At 33.2% G+C, this 14,951-nt stretch carries 15 protein-coding genes; 11 read left to right on the top strand and 4 right to left on the bottom strand.

The window, feature by feature from the left end:
• Positions 1-382 precede the first annotated feature (382 nt).
• From BAQ48_RS18100 to BAQ48_RS27660, 3 genes are all read left to right on the top strand, one after another.
• The gene (locus tag BAQ48_RS18100; RefSeq protein WP_071712231.1) at positions 383-817 is read left to right on the top strand and encodes a DUF1064 domain-containing protein; all 435 of its coding nucleotides are present in this window, start codon (positions 383-385) and stop codon (positions 815-817) included.
• Between the two features lie 405 nt (positions 818-1,222).
• On the top strand, positions 1,223-2,587 hold the full coding sequence (locus BAQ48_RS18090) for a DEAD/DEAH box helicase (RefSeq protein WP_071712229.1): 1,365 nt from the start codon (positions 1,223-1,225) through the stop codon (positions 2,585-2,587).
• 265 nt (positions 2,588-2,852) lie between these two features.
• Positions 2,853-3,110: a hypothetical protein gene (locus BAQ48_RS27660; RefSeq protein ID WP_242660470.1), complete on the top strand. Its 258-nt coding sequence runs from the start codon at positions 2,853-2,855 to the stop codon at positions 3,108-3,110.
• 1,013 nt (positions 3,111-4,123) lie between these two features.
• Here the strand turns inward: BAQ48_RS27660 and exsF are convergent.
• Both exsF and BAQ48_RS18070 read right to left on the bottom strand, forming a co-directional pair.
• Positions 4,124-4,627: an exosporium protein ExsF gene (exsF, locus tag BAQ48_RS18075; protein ID WP_071712228.1), complete on the bottom strand. Its 504-nt coding sequence runs from the start codon at positions 4,625-4,627 to the stop codon at positions 4,124-4,126.
• Positions 4,628-5,085: 458 nt separating this feature from the next.
• Complete coding sequence (locus BAQ48_RS18070; protein WP_071712227.1) at positions 5,086-5,685, bottom strand: undecaprenyl-diphosphatase; 600 nt, start codon at positions 5,683-5,685, stop codon at positions 5,086-5,088.
• 676 nt (positions 5,686-6,361) lie between these two features.
• Between BAQ48_RS18070 and BAQ48_RS18065 the strand changes: the two genes are divergently transcribed.
• Together BAQ48_RS18065 and BAQ48_RS18060 are read left to right on the top strand one after the other, a co-directional pair.
• Entirely contained in the window at positions 6,362-7,072 is a 711-nt protein-coding gene (locus BAQ48_RS18065) for a class I SAM-dependent methyltransferase (protein ID WP_071712226.1), read from the top strand.
• A gap of 120 nt (positions 7,073-7,192) precedes the next feature.
• Positions 7,193-7,600, top strand: a complete 408-nt coding sequence (locus BAQ48_RS18060) for a VOC family protein (RefSeq protein ID WP_071712225.1) — start codon at positions 7,193-7,195, stop codon at positions 7,598-7,600.
• 49 nt (positions 7,601-7,649) lie between these two features.
• Here BAQ48_RS18060 and BAQ48_RS18055 read toward each other — a convergent pair whose 3' ends face one another.
• Positions 7,650-9,335, bottom strand: a complete 1,686-nt coding sequence (locus tag BAQ48_RS18055) for an alpha-keto acid decarboxylase family protein (RefSeq protein ID WP_084064833.1) — start codon at positions 9,333-9,335, stop codon at positions 7,650-7,652.
• A 107-nt stretch (positions 9,336-9,442) separates the two neighbouring features.
• Between BAQ48_RS18055 and BAQ48_RS18050 the strand changes: the two genes are divergently transcribed.
• From BAQ48_RS18050 to spoIISB, 5 genes are all read left to right on the top strand, one after another.
• On the top strand, positions 9,443-9,925 hold the full coding sequence (locus tag BAQ48_RS18050) for a MarR family winged helix-turn-helix transcriptional regulator (RefSeq protein ID WP_071712223.1): 483 nt from the start codon (positions 9,443-9,445) through the stop codon (positions 9,923-9,925).
• A 167-nt stretch (positions 9,926-10,092) separates the two neighbouring features.
• Entirely contained in the window at positions 10,093-10,830 is a 738-nt protein-coding gene (gene gpmA, locus BAQ48_RS18045; protein WP_071712222.1) for a 2,3-diphosphoglycerate-dependent phosphoglycerate mutase, read from the top strand.
• 337 nt (positions 10,831-11,167) lie between these two features.
• Positions 11,168-11,905, top strand: a complete 738-nt coding sequence (locus BAQ48_RS18040) for a type II toxin-antitoxin system SpoIISA family toxin (RefSeq protein ID WP_071712221.1) — start codon at positions 11,168-11,170, stop codon at positions 11,903-11,905.
• Positions 11,906-12,017: 112 nt separating this feature from the next.
• On the top strand, positions 12,018-12,146 hold the full coding sequence (locus BAQ48_RS18035; protein WP_000237818.1) for a hypothetical protein: 129 nt from the start codon (positions 12,018-12,020) through the stop codon (positions 12,144-12,146).
• Between the two features lie 72 nt (positions 12,147-12,218).
• On the top strand, positions 12,219-12,395 hold the full coding sequence (gene spoIISB, locus BAQ48_RS27990) for a stage II sporulation protein SB (protein WP_071712220.1): 177 nt from the start codon (positions 12,219-12,221) through the stop codon (positions 12,393-12,395).
• Between the two features lie 18 nt (positions 12,396-12,413).
• On the opposite strand, the gene BAQ48_RS18025 is transcribed toward spoIISB, so the two are convergent.
• Positions 12,414-12,803, bottom strand: a complete 390-nt coding sequence (locus BAQ48_RS18025; protein ID WP_071712219.1) for a YxeA family protein — start codon at positions 12,801-12,803, stop codon at positions 12,414-12,416.
• Between the two features lie 216 nt (positions 12,804-13,019).
• Between BAQ48_RS18025 and pepD the strand changes: the two genes are divergently transcribed.
• Positions 13,020-14,489, top strand: coding sequence for a beta-Ala-His dipeptidase (gene pepD, locus BAQ48_RS18020; RefSeq protein ID WP_071712218.1), 1,470 nt, complete (start codon positions 13,020-13,022; stop codon positions 14,487-14,489).
• Positions 14,490-14,951 lie beyond the last annotated feature (462 nt).

Raw genomic sequence — 14,951 nt, 5'->3', positions numbered from 1 at the left:
AGGCTCAAAAGTAGTATATGCAAAATGAAAAACTCTATACAAAAAGCAGACAACAATTTTGGTTGTCTGCCAGTAAGTGGAATGAGTTAGTCAATTGTGATAAATTGCTGTCCCATTACAAGAAGAGTGAAGCTGCTAGTTCAAACAGCTTGTAAGTAGTCTTTTCGATATTTTAAAAAATATACAGAGAAAGCAGATAAGTGAAGAACCAACCTGCCTACTACTGTAACAAAAGAAAGAAGTACCAGCCGTGGATTAAGCGGCTTGAAAATAGTATGTATTGGTTTTGAAAAAATATTCAAGGACTGAAGGGAAATGGAATGGGTACAAAATGCTGTCTATGAAATCACTCAGTTAATCAGTAAAGCAAAAGAGAAAAACAATGAGTAAATATAACAATAAAAAAGTTGAGCTAGATGGTAGTATCTTTGATTCAGAAGCCGAGTCTAAATATTATGAGTTGTTAAAAGAAAAGCAGGGTGCAGGTGAAATACAGGCGATCGAATTGCAAGCATCGTTTGTTCTACAACCTGGTTTTAAAAAGAATGGCAAACGATTTGATGCAATTACATATAAAACAGACTTCATGATCTATTTGCCAAACGGTGATATGGAAGTCATTAATGTAAAAGGTGTAGAAACCGACACCTTTAGTATTAAAAAGAAAATGTTCGAATATAAATTCCTCCATTTGTCGCTTCTTCTTATTGGATATAAAACAAGGCATAAGAATAGAAAGATGATTTATCATTTCATGGATTTTGAAGAGTTAAAGAAAATGCGTAAAGAAGCTAAAAGAGCTAGAAAACAAAAATAGATGAAAAATAAGAAGACCAATAAAACCAGGTTGGTAGTGTGCCAATCTCGTTGTACTACCTGACTTTCAATCTCATATGGGATGATGGATTGAATAAACAGGAGAAACGGCAAATAAGAGTGGAAATTTCAGTGTTATTAGATAACTACTGCGAAGGATGCATTGATGTTCCGAAAGGTGCTAGTCAGGATAGACGCATTAAAATTTGGAGTAATAGGAAAATTAAAAAGTTCATTTTGTCTTCTACTAACATGGCAGCATTAATAAATTCGGAGGAAAAACAAATAGAATTTATTCATCTCGTACACGATGAATATAAAAAAAGAAGATAAGAATTTTTTTATTTTTCATATTTGGCGAAACAAATGGTACAATGAAAGCTAATGTGAAAAATAAGGAAAAGAAGTGGTCTATTTGAAAAACTTTTTAGAATTAGGAATTAGTGAAACTTTTAATCATACATTACGGGAAAATGGAATTACAGAAGCAACACCGATTCAGGAGAAGGCAATTCCTGTTATTATGTCAGGTAAAGATATTATTGGGCAGGCGAAAACAGGAACGGGTAAAACGTTAGCATTCGTGTTACCGATTTTAGAAAAAATCGATCCAGAATGTAGTGATGTTCAGGCTTTAATTGTTGCGCCAACAAGAGAACTAGCGCTGCAAATTACAACTGAAATTAAAAAAATGCTTGTTCAAAGAGAAGATATTAATGTCCTAGCGATTTATGGCGGACAAGATGTAGCACAACAATTGAGAAAGTTAAAAGGTAATACACATATTGTTGTTGCGACACCAGGACGATTATTAGATCATATACGACGTGAAACAATTGATTTAAGTAATCTTTCAACGATTGTACTAGATGAAGCGGATCAAATGCTTTATTTCGGTTTCTTATATGATATTGAGGATATTTTAGATGAGACACCTGGTAGTAAACAAACGATGTTATTCTCAGCAACGATGCCAAAAGATATTAAAAAATTGGCGAAGCGTTATATGGATGAGCCGCAAATGATTCAAGTACAAAGTGAAGAAGTAACGGTAGATACAATTGAGCAGCGTGTCATTGAGACGACAGATCGTGCAAAGCCAGATGCACTTCGTTTTGTTATGGATCGTGATCAGCCATTTTTAGCAGTTATTTTCTGTCGTACAAAGGTTAGAGCAAGTAAGCTTTATGATAGTTTAAAAGGACTAGGTTATAATTGTGCTGAACTTCATGGTGATATACCTCAAGCGAAACGTGAAAGAGTTATGAAGAGTTTCCGCGAAGCTAAAATTCAGTACTTAATCGCAACGGATGTAGCAGCTCGTGGACTTGATGTAGATGGTGTAACGCACGTATTTAACTTTGATATCCCTGAAGATGTAGAAAGTTATATTCACCGCATTGGCCGAACAGGACGTGCAGGTGGATCAGGTCTTGCAATTACATTCGTTGCAGCGAAAGATGAAAAACATTTAGAAGAAATTGAAAAAACGCTTGGTGCACCACTGAAAAGAGAAATAATCGAACAACCGAAGATAAAACGTGTTGATGAAAATGGAAAACCGGTACCAAAGCCGGCTCCAAAGAAATCAGGTCAATATCGTCAAAGAGATAGCCGTGAAGGTTCAAGAAGTGATGCAAGACGTGATTCGAGAAATAGCTCAAGAAGTGATTCAAGAAATAGTTCGAGAAATGAAAACAACCGATCATTTAATAAGCCAAGTAATAAGAAAAGTAGTACAAAACAAGGTCAGCAAAGACGTGGTCGTTAAATAGTTATAATTGTAAAAGAGTCGCAAAATATTGCGGCTCTTTTTTTGTTTGTATAGAACAAGGGTGATGGCAAGAAAAAACAAAAATTTCATTCACCGTATTTAAAAATCATAAAGAAAGTTTTATAGTCCAAAACCACTAGAACAAGGGTATTACTACCATGTCGCAATTCAAGAACAAGTGCAACTTACGTATGAACAATATTTAATCGGAAAAAATCGAGAGAAAGCAATTCGTACTACCCCCCTGATGATGATACGGATTATGAAAAAAAACAATTGGTATAACGATACGAAAACATCTTTTGCAAACGAAGAATTGGACGATGGAGTGAAAGAAATTCGTAACACATCCAAATGGTACGAAAATGTTATACTGCAGCAAAAAGAGAACGGAACTTATTATGTCTACTATTTAGGCATAACACTTTTGTTGAAAGAAAAGGTATTGAAGCGAGCGAATATTTTTATTACACATTCCGCAATTATTGAAATGGAACAAGAGAAGTTTATGAAGGATTAAACTCGTATTGGGGTACGATCGTTGGAAACTGGAAAACTAATATGTTTGTTTTGTTCGATGAGTAACTCGAGAAGCACCACTGCCATCCTAATTGGGAAATTGCTTACTATGACGATGAAGGTAATGTAGTGTGAAGTTAACAGAAGGGATAGTATACGAAATAAGAAAAAAGGACTAGCAGTCGTACCTGCCGTCCTTTAATAGGAGAAAAAGTAATCTTGTTTAGAACTACGCATAAACAGAAAATCTGCTTGTAATTAGTTTTACCCGTAAATATACGTGTCTATACAAAAAAAGGGATAAGTAAAAAATACTTATCCCCGGAAGGGAAATCCCAAGCATCAAAATGGCTCGTAGTGGTCTGCAGGTTCAAAAGTAGTATATGTAAAACGAAAAATCTCATACAAAAAGCAGACAACGATTTTGGTTGTCTGCCAGTGTGTTCAATGAGTTAGCTAATTGTGATAATTTGCATCCCCATTATGAGAAGAGTGAAGCTGCTAGTTCAAACAGCTTGTTGGTATTATTATCGATTTCTTAAAAAATATACAGAGAAAGCAGATAAGTGAAGAACCTACCTGCTTCTGTTGTAACAAAAGAAAGAAGTATTAGCCGTGGACACGGCGGCTTGAAAATAGTATGTATTTTTATTTGAAAAATATTCAAGGGGTGAAGAAACATGGGGTATTTAATAAAAGGGGTTTGTGAAATTAATAAGCTAATTAGTAAAACAAAATAGAAAAACAATGAGCAAATATAACAATAAAAAGGTAAATGTTCAAAAGAGCGATGAGTATAAGGTAAAACAAAATAGTTATATTAAAGCTTGATTTTCATGAAAAATAAAGCACACATATAAGTGTGCTCTTATGAACGCTTTAGATTAGTATGACTAGATAGTCACCATACAATAAAATATGCTTGTTTGATATAAATGTGTGTTAAATCTATAACATATATTTTGGGGTGTATAAGGAATATTAAATGTTAATTAGCCAAGCATATTGTTTTTATTAACGAATTTGTGCAACTGTTAAAGCGGCAGAACGAATATCTACTGTACCAATTACTTCAACCGGTACAATTTGAATTAAATCACCAGGGTTTAAGTTTATTAGAATGACACCGCTGGATACATCTACTTGACCAGTGCCAATGATATTAGAACGGACTGCGGTTCCAGATCCTGCAATAATATTAGTTGATGAGTTTAGCGTCAAGAAAAAGCGCGCTGCTTCCGGGGCTACTGGAACATTATCGAGGCTGATTGTTAATGTATAACTGATTTGATAAATACCAGCTACTTGAATTCTAATACCAGTTCCTGTACTAATTGTATCATTGATTACAGGGACAGTAATGTTTGGATTTGGGCCCGTACTAGGTAGTAGTAGTGGCGTGAATAGTGTTGCAAATTGAGGTGAAGTAGCATTAAAAGCAAAACCGAGAGCTGGTAGAGTACTGGGGGCTTGTACGCCACAATTAAAGTTTGTGAGCTTACGACTAGATGAGCGCATATTTTCACTCCTTTTTTTCATTTAGATTGCGTGAGTAATAACCTCACGTTTTGGACAAGTACAATACAATATATAGAAATTTGTGGTGGATAGTGCAGAGAGCTACTGTTATGAATAAAACTACCTGCCTGTTGTACAAAGGAAACACTACGCTTACAGAAATAGTTTGTAACCTAAAGTTGAAAAAATAGTATGAACAGAGTTAAAAATGTTATTTAGAAATGAAAGAAAACATAATAAAAAAGAGCACGCATATAAGCATGCTCTTTGACAAGAATGGTAGATTTTTATGAGTGGATTCCTCCATATAATAATATATGCTTGTCCGGTTAAAAGGTGAAAAGGCTTAATCAAATCATTATTTTAAAATTAAAGAGCATCTAAGGGAGCGCTCTTCGATCACAACAATATTAAAAAATACTTGATATTATATGTAATCTTTTTAGCTTTGTGATTAATTAAAAGTTTTTCGAATTGCTTTTAGATGGTAGTACATGCTGTTCTATTTTTTCGTAAAGATTAAGTAGTTGTTTGATGAATGTAATTTGTGGTGTTAACCAATACGAAAATAGTGCTGAAATAATTCCTATTAGAGCTCCTGTCATGACATCGAAAGGATAATGAACTCCTACCCAAATACGAGAAATAGCTACGCAGAATGCAAGCACAAGCCATAACCATCTAGCCTTTTTATGAACAAGCCAGAATGAAAAACAAATTGAAAAAAATAGAATCGTATGATCGCTAGGAAATGAATTATCAACTGCATGATCGACAAGTTTATTAACATTAGGTAAAACTGCAAATGGTTGATAATTTAAGTGTAATTTCCCTGCTAATTTTCCAATAATTTCAGCAGTTATGAAAGCAATCATTGCTTGAATAATCACCATTTTGTTTTGTCTAGATTGAGTAAACCAATAAGCGATAATAATTAAACCTAAAAAATACACCATATATTCTGCTAAAAATATCATAGTTGAGTTTAGAGAGGGATATTGCTTCCCTAAATCATTGATAGCTCGAAAAGCATCAATATTTAATTGAGAAAAAGCCATTTTTAAATCGCTCCTTATATTGTGTCTATAACTTTATTACGTGAAAAAATTTTTAACTGAGGCTTAACAGTCTCTTAATTAATTCTTAGTTATTTCTTAACAATTCTTGTTTGTGTATAAGGGAAATTATAGTAAAGAGTTTATAGTGAAAAAATTGATTTTAGTGACATTAGTATTACAAAACTGTAAGGATTAGCTCATTAAAGATTATTAATAAAATAGTTATTTTGGAGAAAGGAAGAATGAACATAGAACGAATTGAAACTGCTGAGGAATTATTTGAGGATATGAAGGAATGCTTTTTGAATGGAACATCTTTAAAGGTGATTTTAATCTCGTATCTTCGTTAATTGAAAAAGTGAAGCGTATAACAAAATAAAAATTTCATTTTGTAGAAAAGGGGAATAGATATGTGTACTTATTGGGAAAATGCAGTTAAAGAATTCTTCCAGAAGCAAGAGCAGGAACGAAATAAAAGAGCAGCTAGCAAAAGCTAACTGCTCAATACAAGGAGATACAGAGAAGACTACTTTAAATGAATGTTGGCATACAGCCTACATTCAGTATTGACCGAATATTTATTTTAAATTCAATTTATTTTAGGAGTTTTTTCTTTGTTTGAAAGTTCGAAAAAATATATAATAATTTTCTGACTATTAAATTTGGAGGGATACAAATGAAAAATGAAACGTTACATATTCAAGAAGATATTATTGAAATGCTTGATTCATTATTAAGACCGGCAGAACCATTTTGGAATGAATTTTATAAGAATAGAGAAAAGGATGTTCCGTTTTTTGAAAATGTTCCAGATGAGAACCTAGTTTCGTATATACAAAAAAAGCGGGTTTCAAAAGGAAAAGTACTAGAACTTGGATGTGGTCCGGGTAGAAATGCAATTTATCTAGCAAATGAAGGGTTTGATGTAACAGCAGTAGATTTATCTATAGAGGGCATTAATTGGGCGAAAGAGAGAGCGTTAGCAAAAGGAATAGAAATTGATTTTATTTGTGATTCGATTTTTAATTTAAAGGGTCAAAATGATTTTGATTTTGTATACGATTCGGGCTGTTTACATCATATTCCACCACATAGAAGGATACATTATGTGGATTTAATTAAAAACTCATTGAAATCGGGTGGTTATTTTGGAGTAACATGTTTTGCAGCAGGCGATTTAGATGAGAGAAATGGCTCAGAATTAACAGATTGGGACGTATATAGAGGATGGAGTCTACAAGGTGGTCTTGCATATTCTGAAGAAAAATTAAAAGAGATATTTAAAGAATTTGAAGTGATTGAAATTAGAAAAATGAAACAGATTGAACAACCAAATACTATGTTTGGAGAATCATTTCTTTGGACAGCATTATTTAAGAAGAAATAAATAAGTAGATAATTGACAAACTTTTCGTTTTTATAGACAATATATTTATAAGAATATACGTTCGTTTTTTGTTGGCTGATGTATGTTTCGCATAAATACATAACAAGGGGCTGTCTTTATATGAGTAACACAAATCAAAAAATCACTACGTTTTTAATGTTTGAAGGTAAAGCTGAGGAGGCGATGAATTTTTACACGTCGCTATTCAATCAATCAGAAATTGTAAGTATCTCTCGCTATGATGAAAATGGACCTGGTAAAGAGGGTTCTGTCATTCATGCAACTTTTACGCTAAATGGCCAAGAATTCATGTGTATCGACAGTTATGTAAATCATAATTTTACATTTACGCCAGCTATGTCTCTTTATGTAACTTGTGAGACAGAAGAAGAAATTGAAACTGTCTTTCATAAGCTCGCGCAGGATGGAGCAATTCTTATGCCTTTAGGTGCCTATCCGTTTAGTAAAAAGTTTGGCTGGTTAAATGATAAGTATGGTGTGTCTTGGCAGTTAACGCTTGCGGAATAAAAATTTAAAAAGAAAAAGCGTAGCCTATTTATAGTTACGCTTTTTCTTTTTAAGAATTTTGCTTGCCGAATCTTTCACCGAGTTTAGCTAACAATTCAGGCTGATCCCCTTGGCTAATTACAACTTCAACAAAGATAAGTCGATTCATATTAAAATTTATTTTAGTTAAGGCTTCTACTAACTCTATTTCATTTTCTACTTTAAATGTTTGGCTTTTTTCTTCTGTTCCGAATACGTTTGCTAGTTCAGTGTAATCCCACATTTGTATGTCATTATACGATTGATTTTGGCCGTGGATCGCACGTTCAACAGTATATCCATTGTTATTGATTAAAAATATTATCGGTTTTAAATTTTGCCGAAGTATAGTCGATAACTCTTGAACAGTTAATTGGAAAGAACCATCACCAATTATTAAAATGTTGCGCCGCGATAAATTAGCGAGCTGTGTACCGAGTAGTGCGGGTAATGTATAACCGATTGATCCCCATAATGGTTGTGCTACATATGTAGTGTTATTAGGTAAAGGGATAGCGGAACTACCAAAGAAAGGTGTTCCTTGCTCTGCAATTAAAACATCGTTTTCTTGTAAGAAATGGTATATTTGTTGCCAAAAACGTTTTTGTGTAACCATTTGAGCTTTTGGATTGAACTCTTCTGTCATAGATAGTGATTCTGAAGTAAAGGGCTTAATTTCAAGTGTTTCCTCTATGCGATGTTCGATTAAATCACTTAATTGTTCTAAAACATCTTTCATTACAACGGGTCCATATGTTTTATCTATAATTTTCACAGTATAGGGATGGATTTCTATAACTTGTTCTTTCGTAAAACCCTGTGTGAAACCTCCAGTAATAGTATCAGTTAATTTTACGCCAATACTAATAATACAGTCAGATTCATCAATTCTTTTTCGTAAGTAGGGAGAACTAACATCACCAGTATAAATTCCTATAAATTGAGGGTGTTTTTCAGGGAATATTCCTTTCCCCATACTTAATGTTGCGATAGGAAACCCAGTTTTTTCTACAAATTGATGCATATATTCTTCCGTGTGAAAACGAGCCACTTCAAAATCAGCTAAAATAACAGGTTTTTTGGCACTATTAATTTTTGAAGTTGCATGTAGAAGCATTTTATCCAGCGTTTCTATATTACTTAAAATCGTTTTATGTAAAATTGGTTCTGTAGGTTTATTAATTGGTTTATTATACACATCAATCGGTAATTGAATATGAACAGGGCGTTTCTCATGCCAACATGCACGTAACACACGGTCAATTTCCTCAGCAGCATGCTCAGGTGTTAATTTTGATTGTGCTACTGTGATTTCTCTATACATATTGGAGAAATGATCGAACTTTCCATCACCTAACGTATGATGAACGAGTGCTCCATTTTCCATTACTGTTGTTGGTGGTGTCCCCGTGATTTTTATAATAGGTACGTTCTCTGCGTATGAGCCAGCAACGCCGTTAATGGCGCTTAACTCTCCAACACCGAAAGTGGTAATAAGAGCGGCGATTCCTTTTATACGAGCATATCCATCAGCAGCATATGCCGCATTTAATTCGTTACAATTGCCAATCCATTCAATATTTTTATGTGCGAGTACATCATCCAAAAAAGCCAAATTATAATCACCAGGAACACCAAAAATATGCTCAATTCCTAATTCTCTTAGTCGATCTAATAAATATGTACTTACAGTATATTGCGTTTTCAAATGAATCATCTCCTAATTGTGCAATGTATATTTCAATAAATTAAAGAAGTTCCAATGCGTTGATTAAAATATTGATTACTGGATTGTGGTATAATTTACATACAGGGGGAAAGTAGATGACACAACATAAAGAAGAACAGATGAATGAAGCATTAGCATTATTTTACTTTGCATATAAAACATTTACTGAAAAGCCAGATGAAATTATAAAAGAGTATGGCATACAACGAGTACATCACCGAATTTTATTTTTTATCGCACGATTTCCAGGGATAAGTGTAAATGAGTTATTATCACTGCTAGAAATAAGTAAACAAGCTCTTCACGGACCACTACGACAACTTGTGGAAAAGGGCTTAATTGAGAGTAAAGAAGCTACACATGATCGCCGTGTGAAACAGTTATCTTTAACAGAAATAGGTGTAGATTTAGAGAAAAAATTGAGCGATGTTCAAAGACAACAGATGAGTGCTATTTTTTCAAAATTTGGTGAATCGTGTGAAGAAAATTGGCATCAAGTTATGAATGAAATGGCAAATAGTCGATCAGGTTTTGATGCTTGGATATCAAAACGAGAAGTTGTAATCGATCAAAAATAATAAGAAATATATCTGTTTTTATAGTTTGAAAAAGAACAAATTTTATCCATACATTTGGCAACTATGGATTGGTCATAGAGTGAATGGATAAAAAGATACATTACTAGATACTTTATACGTGTACGCAATGGAACAATAAAATTCACATTTCCGAGAGGGGAATTATTATGATAAAACTTGTACTTATTCGTCACGGACAAAGTTTATGGAATCTTGAAAATCGCTTTACAGGATGGACAGATGTAGATTTATCAGAGAATGGATTAAGTGAAGCGAGAGAAGCAGGAGCGATATTAAAGAAAAATGGATATACTTTTGATGTAGCTTATACATCTGTATTAAAACGAGCAATCCGGACGTTATGGATTGTACTTCATGAGATGGATCTTGCTTGGGTACCAGTACATAAATCTTGGAAGCTAAATGAAAGACATTACGGTGCATTGCAAGGGTTGAATAAAGATGAAACTGCGAAAAAGTATGGTGAGGAGCAAGTTCATATTTGGAGAAGAAGTATTGATGTAAGACCACCTGCTCTTACTGAGAATGATCCTAGATATGAAATGAATGATCCAAAATATAAAGCACTTAAAAAAGGTGAGTTTCCATTGACTGAATGTTTAGTGGATACGGAGAAAAGAGTACTTGATTATTGGCATTCAGAAATTGCACCGTCATTAAAAAGTGGTGAAAAGGTAATTATTTCATCACACGGTAATACGATTCGTTCGCTAGTGAAATACTTAGATAACCTTTCAAGCGATGGTGTTGTTTCATTAAATATTCCAACGAGCATTCCACTCGTTTATGAATTAGACGATGGTTTACGTCCGATTCGTCATTATTACTTAAGTATGGACGGAGAAGTACCAGAAGGGGAAATTCCGAAACATATTTCTTTTTAACATGAAAATTTGAAACGCATGCTTGTCTACATATACAATGTAGATTCATGATAAAGTGAAACTTTAATCAGTGGGGGGGTTATCCCCCATTGATTATTAGTTGAACCAATCGGGCTTTTATGGGCAGTTGATCCCCTACCTAACTTCTATGCTTTTGCTAAATTTTCAGGTGGGGGTCTTACTGCCCACAAATAGCGGGGTAAAAGACGTGGCACCTTCTAATGTATATGCGATATTGCTAAATTTAGAAGCTTGTCCACGTCTTTTGTCATAAAGAGAGCTGCTTGTGCATGTAATGATATCGTGAGTAGTTTTTGAATGGAGGGTGATGTGATTAATGATCTCTAACATTCGAATTGGCTTATTTGTTTTAGCGATTGTCTTTGTAGTCCTTGTTTTCTTTTATTGGAAAAATGAGGAGTTGTACGAGGAGAAAAAGCAGCGTTTTAGAAAGTCTTGGTATGGTTTGTTTATAATATCTGTCACTGTGTATTTCATGATAAAAGGAATCGATTTAACCCTCTGGAAAAATCTTTTGATGTTTACTGCAATGTTTATTTTTGTTGATATTGCGTTCATTTTAACACCTAATATTTCAGAAATATGGGGTGCGAAATTTAGCGATATTGGCAAGACAGTTCAATCAATAAAACGATCATTAATTGCATCTAAAGCGAGAGGAGAAATATACACGACAATTATTCAAAATGTTAATCCATCAGTATTTGGTACGATGGAATGGCATACGGAAGAGGAATATACAAAGAGCTTAAATGCATTTTTAGATTCATATGGGGAAAAGATTGGTGCGAAAATTGTTGTTTTTGAAGCCGCGAAGGAATTAAATACAAACTTTCGTGGTATTCGCTCACAATTTAGTATTATCGTTCCGTTAGAACATATCGAGCAATTGAATGAGCAGAAAGCGGTGCAAGTAGAAAATGTCGGGATTATACCAGCAAAAATAGTAAGTGACGTTTTCATTATTATTGATGGAAAGAAAAATAACCTGCAAGATCGGGATTTTGAAAATGTATATAATTTAACAATACATCATAGTTATTTTAGTAAATAAGGGCAGAATCTATTTCTGTCCTTTTCTTCTATACATAAATTAAAAACAAAATCCAACAAAGTTGAATAAAATTGGACAATCATTCCTACACTAGCATGTAGAGGTGATTGTAGTGGTAAAAGATTATGACAATGATTTTTTTAAAGAAGATAACGAAGATACAACAGACTTCTCTTTAATAAAAGGAGATACTTTGCAGCAAGTAGAAGAATTAGAAGAAGAATTAAAAAGAAAATCATAAGTGTACACGCTGTCTACATTTGCTATATAATATAAATAAAAGGTTGTATCTTTTTGAAAAGGGGGAGAAGAGATGGCTGAAGTCAATGTACAAAAGTCTTCGTTTTTTAAAGAAAAAAAAGAAGAACCAAATACAGATTTCTCTCTTGTAAAAGGTGCATTAACAGAAAATATAAATCGTTTAGAGAAACTGATGAATAGTAATAGTTCGAAATATATACGAGTGAAAAAAACAAGAGAAAATGCATAGAGCATTTTCTTTTGTTTTTTATTTAGTATTTAACTTTTCTTTTACTTTTGCAGGTAAGTCAGCTTCTTGAACCTCTTCATATGACTTCACTTCAATTGATGATATTTCATTTTTGCTCTTATCATCTTGATCTACATAAAGACATAAAAATGCCTTTTCATTTAATTTATGTTCGTTTGATGCTTTCTTACTTCTAAATGTAATTTGTTTTTTTACTCCGTCTTCGTCATATGCGGGCAACGTGTAATTTCGTAAGTTTTTACCTTCTACTTTTTCAATCGTCCCTTCTCCTTTTATCTGCACGTAATATACATCTTTACCAATTCGATTTAGTGATGCTCGCTCACACCCAATAGTAATAGTAGAAAATAATAAACATAGTGTAATAATTGATAAAAACTTTTTCATTTTCTTTATCTCCTTCAATTTGTTTCTTTACACAGTATACAGCTATTATGAAATGAGAAAAATCGATATAGATTACAACACCATGACAATGTTGTAAGGGTATTGTCCATAAAATGAACAATATATTAAAAAGTTAAAAGAAAGGTAAAATAATGAATCATGGTATAATGATTAAAGACTTACATATTATTTTTTCATTTTGAGAGGAGCTTAAAAATGTATTCTACTTTAGAACAATTAACAAAGCACCCTGTATTTTATCATTTTGCAGAAATTTCAAAGATTCCTAGAGGATCTGGTAATGAAAAGGAAATTAGTGATTATTTAGTTGGTTTTGCAAAAGAGCGTAACTTAGAAGTGATTCAAGATGAAGCAATGAATGTCATTATAAAAAAAGACGCAACTACTGGCTATGAAAATGTACCAGCTATTATCATTCAAGGCCATATGGATATGGTATGTGAAAAAAATCAAGCAACCGTACATGATTTTGAAAAAGATCCAATTGAATTACGAATCATTGGGGACATGTTATATGCAAATCAAACGACTTTAGGTGCTGATAATGGTATTGCAGTTGCGTATGCAATGGCTTTATTAGATGCATCAAACATTTCACATCCAGCACTTGAAGTAGTTATTACTACTGAAGAAGAAACGACAATGGGCGGGGCTTTCGCTGTTAATGCAAATCACTTTGAAGGAAAGATTTTTATTAATATCGATTCTGAAGAAGATCATAAATTACTTGTAAGTAGCGCAGGTGGTGCGAAAGCTGTAGAAACAATTCCAGTAATATGGGATGAAGCGCCAGCGAATACGGATGCATACCGTCTATATGTTGGTGGTTTAAAAGGCGGACATTCTGGTATGGAAATTGATAAACAACGCGGTAATGCGAACAAAGTATTAGGACGAGTATTACGAGATTTATCAGCAAATATCCAATTTGGTATAAGTGAGGTTCACGGTGGATTAAAAACAAATGCAATTCCGCGTGAAAGTGTAGCTACTATTGTATTACGTACGGAAGATGTAGAGAAAGTAGAAGAAAAACTAGAATCATGGACAAGAGTATTACAAGAAGAAATGCGTGCTGTTGATCCAGATGTTCATGTTACACTTACAAAATTGGATGAGAAAGTAGAAAAAGTATTTGCTAAAGAGACACAAAAGCAACTTATTTCATCATTATTCTTAATTCCGAACGGTATTCAAAGTATGAGCTTGGATATTAAAGGTTTAGTAGAAAGCTCAACAAATTTAGGCGTTATTGAAACGTTGCAAGATGAAATTAAATTACGTAACGAAGTGAGAAGTTCTGTAAGTAGTTTAAAACAACATGTTGCAGATGAAATTAAATGTATTGCCGAGTTAGTTGGTGCAACATTTGAAATAGAGTCAGAGTATCCAGAATGGCCATACAATCCAAATTCACAAATTCGTAACTTGTTTGAAAAAGTGCATCAAGAAAAATACAATAAAGAGATTGAAATCTTCGCTGTACATGCAGGTATCGAATGTAGTGCATTCGTTCAAAAGATGCCTGAATTAGATGCGATTTCATTTGGTCCAGACATTTTTAACGTTCATACACCAGATGAACATATTAGTATTTCTTCTGTTGTGAATAATTGGGGATTCTTCGTTGATGTAATGAAGGGTACGAAAGAATTAGCTAAATAATATGGATGAAATGAAAAGTAGCCTATAAAACTTTATAGGCTACTTTTTTGTATTGATCTTTATTATGAGTTTTTTAGTTGATAGTTTTTTTCTTATTTCTAGAGGAGATTGTACCAAAGACTGCTCCAGATATTGCACCGATTAAAGTCATAAAAATTGCACTCCATGCTGCAAATGACATTATTACACCTCCACATAATAAATTATTGTTTCTTAGCCTTTTGAATAGAAATGATAATTGCAACAACTATTAAGAAAATAAGAGGAGACCAAGAATAGAAAGACATGTAATATTCTCCTTTCAATATTAATTTTATAAATTATTATAAATAAATTATCGCATTTTTAAAGAGTAAACATATATAATATGCAATATTGCATATTGAATTGTAGAACTTAAAGAGGTGGAAACAGTTGTTGAATAAAAATGATAATTTATCCCGCTTTAATGGGCAGTAAGAC

The sequence above is a fragment of the Bacillus luti genome (genome assembly GCF_001884105.1).
Lineage (GTDB): Bacteria > Bacillota > Bacilli > Bacillales > Bacillaceae_G > Bacillus_A > Bacillus_A luti.
The sequence above is the reverse complement of the archived record's forward strand: the minus strand, read 5'-3'. Positions and strand labels throughout refer to the sequence as shown.